Origin of the sequence: Candidatus Paracaedibacter symbiosus (assembly GCF_000757605.1) — a bacterium.
GTDB lineage: Bacteria > Pseudomonadota > Alphaproteobacteria > Paracaedibacterales > Paracaedibacteraceae > Paracaedibacter_A > Paracaedibacter_A symbiosus.
Map to the genome: position 1 here is coordinate 805,797 of NZ_JQAK01000001.1, position 15,461 is coordinate 821,257.

The window sequence follows — 15,461 nt, forward strand, 5'->3', positions numbered from 1 at the left end:
AGTTGTTAAGCCTAATGCACTATCTTCATGATATTAATAGAGATAAGAGGGGAAGATCTATGACACAGAAAGTTGCCTTAATTACCGGTTCAACCAGTGGAATTGGTCTAAGTATAGCCATGAGATTGGCGCAGAGTGGGCATAATATTATCCTCAACGGATTTGGGGATCCCCAAAAAATCCAGTGGACGGCTAACTCAATCGCAGAGATGTATAAGATTGAAGTTGTCCACTCGAATGCCGATATGACCAAACCTGATGAAATCGAAAAAATGATTCATATGGCGCAAAATAGTTTTGGAAGCCTTGATATTGTTGTCTGCAACGCAGGGGTTCAACATGTGGCGCCTATAGATGAATTCCCTCCTGAAAAATGGGATATGATCCTCGCGATTAATCTCACATCTGCTTTTCATGTTATTCATCATGCCCTCCCTCTTATGAAAGAAAAAAAGTGGGGCCGAATTATCAATATTGCCTCTGCCCATGCCCTTGTTGCCTCCCCTTTTAAATCTGCCTACGTTGCTGCAAAACATGGCTTAGCCGGTTTAACCAAAACCGTCGCCTTAGAAGTTGCAGAGCATGGCATTACCTGTAATGCTATTTGCCCAGGCTACGTTCAAACTCCTCTCGTTGATAACCAAATTCAAGATACTGCAAAGGCCCGTGGCATTTCCCCAGAAACAGTAATTCGCGACGTAATTTTGGGTAGCCAACCAACCAAAGAATTTGTTAAGGTGGAAGACATTGCAGAACTGGCTGCCTATCTTAGCAGTGACCATGCAGCTGCAATAACTGGAACGATGCTCTCCATTGATGGTGGTTGGACAGCTCATTAGAAAAATTGGGGGTTCTGATCGATGTTAATAAAAAAAATAGCTTTTACCGGATGGGTGTTGACAAGTAGTGTAACAGCGGCAGAAATAGACGGGCGTTTAGAAGAAATAAGATTTCAGAAAACTTCCTTAAAAACAATGATATATGGTGAAATAAACGATCCTGACAGGATATATAAGGCGATTTTAAACTCTCATAAAGCTGATAAAACAGCTTTTATTTTGGATGTGGATGGCACCCTTAGTAATGAAGACAATCCAGAAAATTTAGGTGAGAATCAAATTGTCACCGAACGTGGTCGGGCTGTTGAAAACCTGAGAAGATTAATGGAACAAGGTGCTTTGATTGTTTTTTGCAGCGCCTGGCATAAGTTAGATGAAACTATTAAACGATTGCGACAAATTGGCTTCACCGATGAGGATCTGAGTATCAGCGAAGAAGAGCAAGAGCAAACTCAAGCAGTCTCTCTAACGCATAATAAAACCATGTATATTATTAATTTCAAGAAACTTGGCAATGTCATTAGTGTCAAACACGAAAAACCATGGGAAAAGAAAACGTATTTCCGCAATAAAGCATTTTCTCTGATGTTTTTGCAGGAGGGAGGTTTGCCGGAACAAATTGAAACGATCTATTTTCTTGATGACAGTGCACAAAATCACGAAGTATTTATTAACGATATACTCACTTTTGATTTATACCCCAACATACAGATCTACAATTACTTACTCACAGAGCCAATACCTATAAAATAGTAGATTGCTCTTGGTCATTACTTTCTCGAGGCGCCTAACAGAGAGTTAAAAATCAAAGGACTCCCTCTGTCTGGCCTTCGAAAGTAATGAGTTCATAAGAAAAAATAAAGCCGTAACTGTTCCATAATCTTGAGAGTTTAATCTGATTTTTTCTTGCCACTCATATGATCATGCTCTAGCCACATTGCATTAAGAATTGCAAATAAACACGCAAACCCAAGTCCTAATACCCAACTAAAATACCACATTAAATTCTCCGCTTTATCTACTGCTTTTACAACTTGCCTGAGGGAGTTGCCTAATAACTATTCATGTCTTTATCAATTGATTCTGCCGTCACCGGACCTGCCAATACTTTATAGACCCAACGGGTATAAAGAAGAATAATTGGTAAGAACACAATCACTGCCAACAACATAATAAACAATGTCAGCTGACTTGAAGAGGCATCCCACACGGTCAAGCTGCTGGAGGTATGAATACTGGAAGGCAAAATAAAGGGAAACATACTAATGCCAACCGTAATAATCACTGTGGCAATCGCTAAACCATTTAAGACGAAAGCACTCTTAAGATATCTGAGAGAAGCGAGATACCAGGCGCTAATCACTGTCACATAGCACGAAAAAGGGACAAGCCATAAAAGGGGATAGGTGAAATAATTATTGATCCAAGCCCCAGTCAAAATGAGTGCTTCTTTAGAGAGGGGGTTTGAGGCCCCATCAACATGATAGCCAGGCAGCAATGTAAATCCCTGGAGTTGCCCCGCGGCATAAAGACCACCAATCGAAAAACAAATTAACCAGATTAAAGTTGTTAAAGGAAGAATGCTTAAAGCCCGACTGCCCATTTCTGGTTCAGTTTTAATGCTTAAATAGAGAGCGCCATGCTGTAAAAACATGGTAACACTTAAAATACCGCATAGAAGGGGAAAAGCACCCAGTAAATCAAAAAAGCTTCCTGTATAAAAACAACGTAAGTTTTCATCTAAAAAGAAAGGAACACCCTGCATCACATTGCCAACAGCGACACCAAAAATAAGAGAAGGAACAGTGCCGCTAATACATAAGCAGGTGTCCCACACTTGACGCCATGCGGGCAGCGAGAGTTTACTGCGGAATTTAAACCCCACAGGACGTAAAATCAACGCCCATAAAATCAGAAACATTGCCACATAAAAACCAGAAAAAGCAACAGCATATACAAATGGCCAAGCTGCAAAAATTGCGCCTCCACCAAGAATAAACCACACCTGGTTTCCTTCCCAGACAGGGCCAATAGTATTCAAAATAACACGGCGATCTGTATCTGTTTTTCCCACAAACGGCAGCAACATCGCTACACCAAGATCAAACCCGTCCATAATAGCAAATCCGCACAAAAGAACACCTAAAATCATCCACCAGATGACTCTTAAGGTTTCGTAATCTATTGGTACTATCATGCTTTCAGTATCCTATTCTTTATCGACGATTACCGGGCCCAATTTAACATAACGCACCATCAAGAATACATCTACAACAAGTAAAACTGTATAAAAGAGGATAAATCCAAATAGCGACATTGATACCTGTGCCGGTGACGTTGATGAAACCCCCAAGAAGGTAGGAAGAACCCCTTCAATAGCCCAAGGCTGTCTGCCATATTCCGCCACAATCCACCCCAATTCCATTGCAATCCATGGCAATGGCAAAGAACATACAGCCAGACGCAAAAACCATTTATACTTATCCAATTGACGCTTAGCGGAAAGATAAAAAGCATATCCAAAAAAGAGAATAAAAAAGAAACCAATCCCAACCATAATCCGAAATGACCAAAATAATACCGGGACATTGGGAATAATGGAGCTCGCCGCTTTATCAATCTCTTCTTGACCTGCTGCTGTGATATCTTCCATATAACGCTTTAGTAAAAAAGCATACCCAAGGTTTTGTTGATTTGCTTCGAAGGTAATTAAAGCTGTGTCACGTTCGTGTTGGTCTTTTGTTTTTTTGAGTATCTGCAAGGCTTTATACGCTTCCATTCCATTTTGAATACGTACTTTAGCATGTTCAACCAACTCCTTGATCCCGGGAATCGGTGTGTTAAACGACCTTGTTGCAATTATTCCAAGGGCCCAAGGAATTCTAACTTCATACTTAGTTGTCTGAGTCTTTACATCGGGAAAACCGATGAGAGTCAAGCCAGCAGGGGCTGATTCTGTTTCCCACATTGCCTCTATGGCCGCAATCTTCATCTTTTGGTTTTCTGTCAGCGCGTAGCCACTTTCATCCCCTAAAACAACAACAGAAAGAGCTGAGGCAAAACCAAAACTTGCCGCCACCGTCATGGAACGTTTAGCAATATCACGATACTTATTATGCAGAAGGTAAAACGCACTGATTGCCATGACAAACATAGATCCCGTCACATAGCCCGCGCTAATGGTGTGAACAAATTTTGACTGGGCCACTGGATTGAAAAACACCTCATAAAAAGAGGATAATTCCATTCGCATGGATTCCGGATTAAACTTGGCGCCAACTGGATTTTGCATCCAGGCATTAGCAATCAAAATCCACAGCGCCGAAAAATTAGTACCAAATGCGAGCATCCAAGTGGAGATCAAATGCCCCAATTTGGATAAACGATTCCAACCAAAAAAGAATAGTCCAATAAAGGTTGCTTCGAGAAAAAAAGCCATCAACCCTTCAATCGCCAGTGGGACGCCAAAGATGTCACCAACATAGTGAGCGTAATAAGCCCAATTCGTACCAAACTGAAACTCCATTGTAATTCCTGTCGCAACGCCCATGGCAAAATTAATACCAAAGAGCACCCCCCAGAACTTTGTCATCTGGCGCCAAATGTCCTTACCGGTCATTACATAAACACTCTCCATAATAGCCAGCAGCAACGATAAACCGATGGTGAGAGGCACAAAAAGAAAGTGGTAAAGCGCTGTTATAGCAAACTGAAGGCGTGATAAATCAACAACTAATTCCATGTTTGGTGGGATCCTATAAGCTGTTCAGAAATGCGCTGCGGCGTTATCTTAAATCGATGTTCTTTTGAGAAAAAGCAGTAATAAAGGGAGGTGATGGCGATAAGTTTAATCACCAACACAAAGCTAATTTGTCGAAAATATTGCCGCAAGAACGTTGTTTCACATTTAAAACCAATATTTTAAGCGTAACTTCTTTTTAATCCCCTGTCATGAAGAAAATTGTCGCAGCGCAAACCGTTAAAATTTGGTTTATTTATTAAGTATAAATACGCGACTACAATAAGGGCATTCAGTTTCCCCCGCCTGGCCCAAATTTAAATAAACCAGAGGATGGCCTCCACTCAAGCTATTTCCATTGCCATCACAATTGACAATAGTTTCATCCACGTATCGAATCTCTTGCGTCATATTTAACTCCAACTTTATTTAAATATACTCATCATAATTGGAAATGCGGATTTATACCATCAAGATTTGAGGGGACGCTGGGCTAATTCACCCATCCTTCTTTCCTAGAAGGTTTTATTTTAACGCCGCTATACTCGAAAAGTTAATATTTTCTGAGCTAAATTGAGGATAATTCCTGTCTGCTCTTGCACGATAGTCAAATCAGATTTACGCTATATTTAGTAAGATTTAAATTATAGCGGGCACCATGACAGCGTCAGCACAAAAACAAGCAGAAAAATCCTCCCATCACTCAGCAACGACGATCCCCTGGGAAGACCCCCTTTTACTGGACGATCAATTAGATGCGGAAGAGCGTCTTATCCGTGACACTGCCCGCACTTATTCCCAAGAAAAGTTAATACCGAGGATTATTGAAGCTACTCGAAACAGCTACTTTGACCGCGAGATCATGCGAGAAATGGGGAGACTGGGCCTCTTGGGCATGACGATTCAAGGGTATGGGTGCACCGGTGCCAGCTATGTTAGTTATGGACTCGTTGCCCGAGAAGTAGAACGTGTTGACTCCGGTTATAGATCAGCGATGAGTGTCCAATCTTCTTTGGTTATGCATCCCATTTATGCTTATGGCAGTGAGGAGCAAAAACAACGCTACCTTCCCGGTCTTGCCAGTGGTGAGCTAATTGGCTGCTTTGGTTTGACTGAACCCGATTCAGGGTCGGATCCGGCGAGTATGCGCACGCGGGCCAAAAAAGTCGCCGGCGGCTATATCCTCCATGGCTCTAAAATGTGGATTACCAATTCCCCCATTGCTGATGTGTTTGTTGTCTGGGCAAAGTGTGATAACGACCGTATCCGCGGTTTCGTTTTGGAAAAAGGAATGAAAGGACTGTCCGCTCCTGAAATTATTGGCAAGATGTCGCTCAAAGCTTCCATTACGGGCGAGATTGTAATGGATAATGTCTCCGTTCCTGAATCTGCACTTCTGCCCCAGGTGGAGGGGCTCAAGGGGCCATTTGGTTGTCTGAATAATGCCCGTTACGGTATTGCGTGGGGTGCATTGGGAGCTGCTGAATTCTGTTGGCAAGCTGCCCGCAGCTATGCTATAGAGCGTCTCCAATTCAATAAACCTCTCGCCGCTAACCAGTTAATTCAAAAAAGTTAGCTGATATGCAAACAGATATTGCCCTCGCTTTGCAAGGATGTCTGCGTGTAGGCCGGTTGAAGGGCCAAGGATATGCAGCCACTGATGCAATTTCGTTGATCAAACGAAATTCTTGCCTTAAAGCGCGAGACATTGCCCGAGAGGCACGCGATATTCATGGTGGTAATGGCATCGTTGATGAATATCACGTTATCCGCCATATGATCAATCTCGAGACAGTCACAACCTATGAAGGAACCCACGACGTCCATGCATTGATCTTAGGTCGCTATCAAACAGGTATCGCCGCCTTTTAAGAATAAAGAGGGGGCCCGCTCCCCTCCTCATCAACAGATCTCTCACCAATGTCTTCGTGCCAGATAGTTGGGTTTTCCTGAATAAAAGAACGCATCATGGCAATGGTTTCAATATCATTTATGACCATTACGTCAACGCCGCGGGATTTGAGAAGCTCTTCTTCTCCTGTAAAATTAAGGTTTTCACTTATCACAACACGCGGGATTTTATACAACAAAACAGTGCCACTACACATAATGCAGGGTGACAGAGTCGTGTAGAGAGTTGACTCGGCGTAAACCTCTGCAGGGAGTCTGCCAGCGCGCTCTAGACAATCAGTTTCACCATGACGAATCACACTCCCTGACTGGATTCGTTGATTATGTCCTCGACCAATAATTTGGCCCTTATGAACTAAGACAGACAGCACCGATAGGAATCCCCCCTTCAGCTAAACCAATCTTGGCTTCGGTTAATGCTTCTTGGTAAAATTCTTTGTCTTCAACTGCCATTATTATTGGGATCCTATTGCTTTTAAGATTGCATCAGCATGACCTGGTACTTTTACTTTTGACCAGATTTTTTGAATAACACCAGTTGCATCAATTAAAAATGTTGTGCGTTCAATGCCAAAGTATTTGCGACCATACATGGATTTTTCAACCCACACGCCATAACTTTGGCACACTTCACCTGATTCATCAGACAATAGAGGAAAGGTCAGTTCATATTTGTCACGAAATTTTTGATGCGACTTCACAGAATCTCGGGAGATCCCCAACACAGCTGCATTAATGCCAGCAAAATTTGGCAGCATATCGCGAAATTGACAAGCCTCAGCCGTGCAGCCCGAGGTATCATCTTTGGGGTAAAAATAAATAATAAGGTTTTTTCCCCGAAAATTTTTTAAAGACACGGTGGTTTCAGTGTCGGAAGGCAAAGTAAATTCTGGGGCATTGGCACCAACTTCTAATTTCATGATTCTCTCTTTCTTAAAATTTATAGCCGTTTGCCCACTATCCCCCAAAGACTTGAAGAGATATGCAGATGGGGATATTAGTGATCGCACTATTTGGCATTTGAATCAATTATACATCAATGAGTACTTAAAAAGCAAAAACCCTCCACTGAGGAAGGTTTTTGCTTAAGTATAAATCACCTTATAATCAAGGTCAAAAACGAGTAAAAATCTACTCAGCTTTTTTTCCTTCTTCAGCTTTATGTTCTGCCTTGTGTTCAGCTTTTACCTCAGGGGATGCTTCTTTTTTTGCTTCATCAGCTTTGTGTTCTGCTGCTGATTGGTCTTTACCTTCGTGAGGTTTGTTATCACAACCAACAACCGCTGCACCCATCGCCAACATCAATAAAATTCTTTTCATTTTAACACTCCATCCATTATCATACAGTAGTAATACATTACAACTCTCATTATAACTAACATAATTAAAAATTTTGTTAACTTTTTAAATTTTTATAAAGGCGTCCCCGTTTCTTGTTACAACGTTATTTAAAATTCAGCTTTTTCGCCTTTTCTCTCATAATAGTAACTGCTATTGCGGGTCTAAAAGTTGTTCAATCTCCTTGGGGACAACAAAAAATTCTGGATGCGGTAATCCAAATTATCGCTGTAAATACACCATTTAAAGATTCTAAGATTTCATACTCACAAATCACATGGGGGGGATTTAGACATCCATTGTCGCTCTCATTGAAAAATTTTGAGGTTAAGTTTTGTATACCTACTTCACATACCGATAATTTTAAGGATTTTTTAGGTGAAAATGGGGGAAGGTTTCACTGGAATAGCCCCTCTCCTTCGAGAAAGTGGGGGAAATTCTCAATCAAAAAGGGCCAACATGAATGGGGTGAGAGTAGGTGTACAGAGTCAAATGATGCGCATGAGGCAACTCTGTCCATTGAAAGACTGTATCTAAGCTGGTCATGGGGTGGTTTTTTGCATAAGCATTTCAACCCTTCAAAACTGATTATCGAGAATAGCAACTTCCAATATCAGAAAAAAACAATTGCAACCGCCAATCTAACCATTCAGTTACACACCGATGAAAAAAACTTCATCCTCCACCATTTGAGCCTAAACCCAAAAAATCTGGCGAATTTCACCCTATGTCCTGACAATTTAAAAGAAGCTCTAGCAACCATACATCTTCCTTTGAAAATTACTGGCAAATTAGATCTCAAAAAAAACCAGCTAAGTTGTTTTGAGCTTAATATGGCATCAGACGGGGGAGATTTTACTCTCCTCCCCTACTTTCCAACAATCATTTCTCCCAAAGATTTGTCCCTCTCCTTATTTAAGAATACAGAACCGAATACTCTGAACCTAGCTTTTAAAACCACCGTCGGTATGTCAGAGTTAAATACTCAAGCACAGCTCATCTTTCCAGAATCATTGACTGATCTTTGGGTAGAGGGAGGTAAAATTGAAATCAAACTTTTAGGGAATGTTACAGAAATACCTTTCGACAATCTCGCCACACTTTGGCCTGTAGGTCTTGCTCCCAAACCCCGCCACTGGGTAACAACCAACCTTTCTCACGGAGCAGTAAAGGGCACGATCAAGAGTGATTTTGTCGTTGCCCTCGCCCCCAAGGGACAAATATCCGATGTCATTATTCAGGACATATCCGGTGATTTATATCCCGTAGATGTAACTGTCAATTATCTGGGAAATTTACCTCCAGTAAGGGGTACGTCTGGACACTGTTATTACACAAAACAGCAATTGATTATCGAGAATATTGTTGGCACGGTGAATGGTCTTCACCTCTCCCAGGGTCACATTATTATTGATGATCTTCATAAAAATGATCAACATATTCAAATTGTGACTGATCTTTTGGGTGATGTGAGCCAAGCATTTGAAATTATTTCTGCCAAACCTTTATTGCTGTTACAAAAGCTTGGTCTTTCTTTAAATCAGCCTCAAGGATTGATGGCAACCCGTGTCTTACTAAAATTCCCTCTTGAGTCTGGCCTCACCATTGATCAAGTGCAGGTGGAAGCTCAATCTCATCTCTCGAATGCAAAGGTGATTCTGGAAGATGTTATCGCCGGACAATCGATTAACCTTTCTAAAGGGGGTTTGGAAATTGCTGTAGACAATGATCATTTATATCTCTCAGGAGAAGCGGAGTTGAATGCTATGCCGGCAACCCTTGAGTGGACTGAGAACTTTAATAATGTAAAAGCACCCTTTGCACGCAAGCTTAGTTTGGCAGTCAAGAAAGACTTTAAGGCCAAAAATGAAGATTTCTCACCCATCATAGGGGAGGTGCCTATTGAACTTATTTATACAAAAGACCAGCAAAATAAAATCGCCTTAAGCTTGACCACATCACTGAAGAGCGCGCGCTTAAGTTTACCTTGGTTTAGCTATCACAAAAATGAACAAGAACCTGCTTCACTTTATCTGGAAGCAAAAAGCACTGACACCGCCGATGAACTTATGTTTAGCCATGGGCGCCTAACAGGTAAAGACTTAAATGCTGAGATTTTTGGCACCTGGGGCGCTGCTTTATCTAAACTTACTCTCTCAAAAGTGCGAATTGGTGAAATGCAGGGAAACTTTAGTGCAATACGTCACAACGATCGCCTAAAACTCGAGGGATCTATTAATGAATTTGATGTTTTCACCCTCTTTAATGAGTTACCTTTGGTTGATGACAAACCAGAAACGCCCTCTCAACTTGATGCGGATATTCGTCTGACCATTGGTAATCTTATCTTCTCAGATTCCTATGCCGTTAAAAAAGCAGCTTTCACTCTCCAACTCACTAATGGTAATTTACAAACAATCAACATTAAGGATAAGGCTGATGAATTCAATTTCACCTTAACACCTGAAGAAAATGGCATCCAACATTTTAACCTTGAATCCACGAATGCGGCAGAGCTCCTAGAATTACTAACACCTGGAAATGACTTAAGTGGCGGCAAAATCAATTTTGTTGGGCAACGCCGAAAAGTAGAAGGCTATTCTCATCTGAAGGGGGAGATTGATATTAAAGGTCTAACTGTTCATGAAGCCCCTACTCTGGCAAAAATTTTATCATTATCGTCATTAGAAGGGATTATGCGTACTCTTTCAGGGGATGGATTAAAGTTTGATCATGGCCATGCCCATCTTAGCTGGAAAAAAGGGGAAATATTGCTGGACAATGCTTATGTGATAGGCACTGCTTTAGGCCTTACCTTTACAGGGATGATCGTTGGGGAGAGCATCCATTTTACGGGGGAAGTCATTCCTTTTTACGCGCTCAATAATATTTTAAGTAGGATCCCCTTGATGGGACAAATCTTAAGCGGCAACTCAGAACATGCCATCTTCTCCACTCCTTTTGCCCTTTCTGGCAACAGAAGTAATCCGAATATTCATGTCCAACCACTCACAACTTTAGCACCAGGAGGGATGCGCCGCATGCTAGAAATAGGGGTTGAGAAAGGCCAACCCCATCAGTCGCAAGCACCTGGAAATGAAGGGCGAGAGAACTTTATCATCGCTTCATAAGCCCCTAAAGGAAATTGAAATTGCTGATCTGCTTTTTCCCAATTAGCCTTGAAGGTCATCGGCTTTCCCTTTAGAAAGAGATATGATTTATTCAATTATCACTCAGCTTAAATCTCATATATTTAAGGTGATTAACCCCTTGAAGATGAGCATAAGTTCGAGATATTTTTAGCCGAATTTAAACTCATTATCGGCTAAAAATCAACTCACGTCATGATAGAAAATACTTACACTTGAGCCAACGCTTCCTCATCCGCTTTAGCAGGTTGCGACTGCACTAAACGAATCATCTTAAATAAGCGATGGCAGACAAGGGCAAACCCCCCATTTCCCATCACATTGGCGCCTGTAAACAATGAATCCTGTAAGATATAAATTGTCGCTACTAAGCCTGTCATTTCCGGCGTCAGCCCAAGATGAGTTTGTAATGTTGGCAGCAATACTAAGACTCCCCCACCAGGAATGGCTGCCGTAGAAAACTTAGCCATACAGAAATAGGCGGCAAAAATCATATATTCTTCGATACCTGGCATCGGAAGGCCACCCAATTGCAAAATCGCCAGACCAATCAAGGGAATCCCCAAAGCATCTCCTAGCAAATGAATATTCACAGTTGTTGGAATCACCAGCTGAGTAAAGCCAGCATCTTGGACATTCTGTTCGGTAGCAGTAAGTGTTACCGGCATGCTCGCAGCACTCGACATTGTTGAAAAACCTGTTAAGCCTGCGGGTAACATCGTGCGAATACTGGCAATAAATTGCTTGGGCTTAAACCCTTCGGCCAGCGCATAAACAAAGGTGATATAGACCACCAATAACAAACAAACAACCAAAAAGATCTGCCCGTAATTGGTGAATAATGTCACAAGGCTGCCTTCTGCCTGCATTTTTAAAACAAAACCAAAAACATACACTGGCAAGAATGGAATAAATCCTTTGCGCAAAAATAAAGTAACATAATCACGCAAATTTAATGCCAGATCTTTAGCCTGAGAGAGTTTATAAAAGCTAAACAATAAGCCATACCCCATCCCTATCATCAGGGCATGACTGGGCTCAAGAAGCTTCGGCAATGGCAAGGTGAACAGGGGAGTAATGCCATCTTGGACGACGGTTAAATCAATCACTTTCCCTGCCGTGAGCCATGGAAGAACTAATTGCCCCACACAATAAGAACTAAAAACGGCTGTGATATTGGATAGACACACCATCAACATCACACAAATAAGGAGTAAAGGTGCCCGCTGCTCAAGAGATAAAATGGCTGAGGCAATATAAGTAACGATAACAAACGGCAAGATCATCATCAAAATATCTTTAATGGCACAGCTCAAACTAAAAAACAGCTGCACGACAGAAAAATCTAGATGGGTTCCGATCAACAAGGCGATGACAACACACACAACAAGTTGAACTGGTAAGCTTTTAAGCATTTTTACACTCCTTCAAGAGTGAGGTAAACATTATTTAATTAGAATTCAAGAAACAAATAGAGATATTACCGCCTTTTGGCGGAGGTAGTTTGGGAGGAAATAGTCAAGAAAAATACTTTCATCATACTTCTAGCTATTCAATATCTCCCAACTAAAGTCAAGAAAAAAGATCTAAGCAACCTCAATTCGATACAAGAAAATAGGCAAATACTCTATTTGCCTTATTCACTTATCAGTGAAACCCCTCACTTTAAGGTATGGCAATCTCTTTCAGGCGCTTGAACTTACGTCAATTCTGCAACGGCTGCTGCAATACGCCTAATGGCTTGACTCAAAATTTCTTTTGAGGTGGCGTACGAAATGCGAAAGTATGGGGAGAGCCCAAAGGCGGCACCACTGACAGCAGCTATGTTGGCATGTTCTAATAAATAGGTTGTAAAGTCATTATCGGATTCAATGGTTGAACCTTGGGGTGTTATTTTGCCAATGATTCCACTGCAGTTAATGTAAAGATAAAAGGCCCCGCTCGCTTTGCGGGCAGATAACCCTTCAATCTTATTGATTTCGGCATGGAAGAAATCACGCCTGGCAGCAAACTCAGTTTTCCAAGCTTTCAAAAAACCAAGATCAGATGACAACGCATCAATGGTAGCCGCTTGAGCAATGCTGCAGGCATTTGAAGTACTTTGAGATTGGAGCATTGTCATTGCTTTAATAAGTTCTTTGGGACCTGCGCCATATCCAATACGCCATCCCGTCATGGAATATGATTTAGAAACACCATTAACGACAAGGATTCTGGATCTCAACCCGGGCACAAGAGAAGCAATTGTGTAAAAAGGCTTTTCATCATAGACAAGATACTCATAAATATCATCAGACATTACATAAACATGGGGATGCTTTAAAAGCACCTCACCAAGAGCCATCAACTCCTCTTTACTATAGAGCTCACCAGTTGGATTGGAAGGTGAGTTCAAAATCAACCACTTTGTTTTGGGAGTAATTACCTCATCCAACTGGGAGGGAGTCAGTTTAAAACCATTCGCCTCTATGCATTCAACAAACACAGGTTTGCCGCCAAAAAGAGCTGTCATGTCAGGATAAGAAACCCAATAAGGCGCCGGAATAATAACTTCGTCACCTTGTTCTATTGTCGCCATCAAAGCATTAAAGATCACCTGTTTACCACCGGTGGAGACCATTAATTGTTCAGGCTCATAGCTGAGTTGATTATCTCTCAAAAATTTCTGCTGAATTGCTTTTTTTAATGCCGGCATTCCATCAACCGCGGTATATTTTGTCATCCCTTTGGCCATCGCTGCGGTGGCAGCTTGCTTGATAAAATCGGGCGTGTCAAAGTCTGGCTCACCAGCGCTCAGATTGATAATATCGATTCCCCTGGCTTTCATTTGTGCAGCTTTTGCACTCATCGCGAGAGTGGGGGAGGGTTTTATGAAGGACAGACGTTTGGCAAGCATTTCTTGTTCAACTCCGAGATAGATAGTTTTTTCTTGAGTTTTTAGCATTTTATTTAGATGTGGGAAAGAAAATTTGCTATACTTTCATTCAAAGCTTCATTTTTTATTGTTTATTAGGCTCTACAAAATATGATGAAAGAAATGGCATATGTTGAGAGTCTCTGAATTACGGATCCTCAATCAATAATATCCCCACAATACCTAAAGAAGCCGGTTTCTGGCACCTGCAGATATTGGGAGCACAATACTGTTTATTTAACAAGGGAGTGACACTATGTCCTCAAAAACACTAGGAGCTGCCTGCCTGGTAGCGGGAACAACGATTGGCGCTGGAATGTTAGCGCTCCCGTTAACTATCTCGGCCCTTGGGCTTGTCGGTGGCACAGCTGCGATGGTCATTATTTGGCTAACGATGTATCTGGCTGGCCTTTACGGCCTAGAGCTCAATCTGCGTGCAGGCAAAGGATTAACACTTGGGGGGTTAGGACAATTTTTTAGCGGCCCCATCGCTAGAATTCTAGGTGATGCAAGTCTCGTCATTTTAACTTACGCTCTGATGGCAGCTTATTTATTTGGCGGCGCCTCTTTACTCGAGACATTTTTAAATCAGTATACTGCCGCTAACACCTTCCATGCCTTCTCACCCCTTGCCATGATTGTTGTTACCATTGTTTTGATTTTGATGGGAAATTTACGTTGGGTTGATCACCATAATCGTTTTTTATTTTTGATAATGTTAGCCGCAATGATAACTTTGATTTTAGGGTTGGGAAGCGCATTATACGACGTTAATCTTACTGCAATGACTTCCCATTGGCAAGAAGCATCCGTGTGGCAGGTGGCAATCCCCGTTCTCTTCACATCATTTGGGTATCACATCATTCAAAATACAATGGTTATTTACTGCGACTATAATGCTAATGCTCTTAAAAAAGCTTTCTTTTGGGGAAGTCTAATGCCCCTTGTTGCTTATGTTGCCTGGGTATTAGTCACCCTTATCATTCTCTATCTGAGGGCGCCGGTGTTTTACCAAATTCTCATTACTCAAAAAGCAGAGCTAGGCCAGCTCATGCAGGCTTTGAGCGAGGCAACAGGACATTCTTGGTTACAGCCAGTCAGCTGGATTGTGGGTCTCCTTGCCATTTTGACGTCCGCAGTTGGGGTGGGCCTTGCAATCATTAGTTTTTGGGAACAACACTTGCCAGAAAGAGCAGCAAAACGCCCATTTATACTTGTGCTTGCTCTCATCCCTCCTCTCCTTATAGGGCTTTTCACGCCAGGCGTATTTATTCGAGCTCTGGGCTTTGCCGGCTTGATCTTGACGATAATTGCCATTTTCTTACCCATTTATTTATTGAGAGAATCGGATAAACAGACCGCTAATTCCTATCCATCTCATTCACTCCAAGCAAAAATGAGCAATACAGAACCTACATACTTTTTTTATTCAATCACAACGTCGAAGTTTTTGCGGACTCTTGTCTTCGTTATAGGGAGTGGGGTAGTTGTGTGTGAAGTTTGTAATATCTGTGGGTTTTAATCCATTATTTATAGTGAATGCAGTTGGAAAGAGCTTCCGCGAATATAGC

General features: G+C 41.7%; 13 protein-coding genes and 2 pseudogenes. 5 read left to right on the plus strand and 10 right to left on the minus strand.

Annotation, left to right across the window (positions count from 1 at the left end):
* Positions 1 to 59 precede the first annotated feature (59 nt).
* A complete protein-coding gene (locus IG80_RS0103705; protein WP_032112620.1) occupies positions 60 to 839 on the plus strand; it encodes a 3-hydroxybutyrate dehydrogenase in 780 nt (259 codons plus the stop codon).
* Between the two features lie 21 nt (positions 840 to 860).
* A complete protein-coding gene (locus IG80_RS0103710; protein WP_032112621.1) occupies positions 861 to 1,592 on the plus strand; it encodes an HAD domain-containing protein in 732 nt (243 codons plus the stop codon).
* 137 nt (positions 1,593 to 1,729) lie between these two features.
* Here IG80_RS0103710 and cydX read toward each other — a convergent pair whose 3' ends face one another.
* The 5 genes from cydX to IG80_RS13860 all read right to left on the minus strand — a co-directional run bounded on the left by cydX (position 1,730) and on the right by IG80_RS13860 (position 4,989).
* Positions 1,730 to 1,840 (minus strand): cytochrome bd-I oxidase subunit CydX, encoded by a 111-nt coding sequence (cydX, locus tag IG80_RS13855; RefSeq protein ID WP_075553151.1) that lies wholly within the window; start codon positions 1,838 to 1,840, stop codon positions 1,730 to 1,732.
* A gap of 50 nt (positions 1,841 to 1,890) precedes the next feature.
* Complete coding sequence (cydB, locus tag IG80_RS0103715) at positions 1,891 to 3,036, minus strand: cytochrome d ubiquinol oxidase subunit II (RefSeq protein WP_032112622.1); 1,146 nt, start codon at positions 3,034 to 3,036, stop codon at positions 1,891 to 1,893.
* 12 nt (positions 3,037 to 3,048) lie between these two features.
* On the minus strand, positions 3,049 to 4,581 hold the full coding sequence (locus IG80_RS0103720) for a cytochrome ubiquinol oxidase subunit I (protein ID WP_156962021.1): 1,533 nt from the start codon (positions 4,579 to 4,581) through the stop codon (positions 3,049 to 3,051).
* Positions 4,572 to 4,730 (minus strand): cytochrome oxidase putative small subunit CydP, encoded by a 159-nt coding sequence (cydP, locus tag IG80_RS15570; RefSeq protein ID WP_198027155.1) that lies wholly within the window; start codon positions 4,728 to 4,730, stop codon positions 4,572 to 4,574. The genes IG80_RS0103720 and cydP overlap by 10 nt, the downstream gene beginning before the upstream one ends.
* Before the next feature lie 100 nt (positions 4,731 to 4,830).
* The gene (locus IG80_RS13860) at positions 4,831 to 4,989 is read right to left on the minus strand and encodes a zinc-finger domain-containing protein (protein WP_075553152.1); all 159 of its coding nucleotides are present in this window, start codon (positions 4,987 to 4,989) and stop codon (positions 4,831 to 4,833) included.
* A 247-nt stretch (positions 4,990 to 5,236) separates the two neighbouring features.
* Here IG80_RS13860 and IG80_RS12375 point away from each other — a divergent pair.
* Positions 5,237 to 6,450 (plus strand): annotated as a pseudogene (locus IG80_RS12375) (acyl-CoA dehydrogenase).
* Here IG80_RS12375 and IG80_RS12380 read toward each other — a convergent pair.
* The 3 genes and pseudogenes from IG80_RS12380 to IG80_RS0103740 all read right to left on the minus strand — a co-directional run bounded on the left by IG80_RS12380 (position 6,447) and on the right by IG80_RS0103740 (position 7,809).
* Positions 6,447 to 6,942: pseudogene (locus tag IG80_RS12380) on the minus strand (nucleoside deaminase). The pseudogenes IG80_RS12375 and IG80_RS12380 sit on opposite strands and share 4 nt — an antisense overlap.
* 2 nt (positions 6,943 to 6,944) lie before the next feature.
* The gene (gene bcp / locus IG80_RS0103735) at positions 6,945 to 7,409 is read right to left on the minus strand and encodes a thioredoxin-dependent thiol peroxidase (RefSeq protein WP_032112624.1); all 465 of its coding nucleotides are present in this window, start codon (positions 7,407 to 7,409) and stop codon (positions 6,945 to 6,947) included.
* A 211-nt stretch (positions 7,410 to 7,620) separates the two neighbouring features.
* Positions 7,621 to 7,809 (minus strand): hypothetical protein, encoded by a 189-nt coding sequence (locus IG80_RS0103740; protein ID WP_032112625.1) that lies wholly within the window; start codon positions 7,807 to 7,809, stop codon positions 7,621 to 7,623.
* Positions 7,810 to 7,922: 113 nt separating this feature from the next.
* Here IG80_RS0103740 and IG80_RS0103745 point away from each other — a divergent pair, with 113 nt between their 5' ends.
* On the plus strand, positions 7,923 to 10,958 hold the full coding sequence (locus IG80_RS0103745) for a YhdP family protein (RefSeq protein ID WP_032112626.1): 3,036 nt from the start codon (positions 7,923 to 7,925) through the stop codon (positions 10,956 to 10,958).
* A 227-nt stretch (positions 10,959 to 11,185) separates the two neighbouring features.
* Here the strand turns inward: IG80_RS0103745 and IG80_RS0103750 are convergent, their stop codons facing one another.
* Positions 11,186 to 12,391: a cation:dicarboxylate symporter family transporter gene (locus tag IG80_RS0103750; RefSeq protein WP_032112627.1), complete on the minus strand. Its 1,206-nt coding sequence runs from the start codon at positions 12,389 to 12,391 to the stop codon at positions 11,186 to 11,188.
* A 284-nt stretch (positions 12,392 to 12,675) separates the two neighbouring features.
* Entirely contained in the window at positions 12,676 to 13,920 is a 1,245-nt protein-coding gene (locus IG80_RS0103760; protein ID WP_232224315.1) for a pyridoxal phosphate-dependent aminotransferase, read from the minus strand.
* A gap of 226 nt (positions 13,921 to 14,146) precedes the next feature.
* On the opposite strand from IG80_RS0103760, the gene IG80_RS0103765 reads away from it, so the two are divergent.
* Complete coding sequence (locus tag IG80_RS0103765; RefSeq protein WP_032112629.1) at positions 14,147 to 15,412, plus strand: amino acid permease; 1,266 nt, start codon at positions 14,147 to 14,149, stop codon at positions 15,410 to 15,412.
* Positions 15,413 to 15,461: the final 49 nt, after the last annotated feature.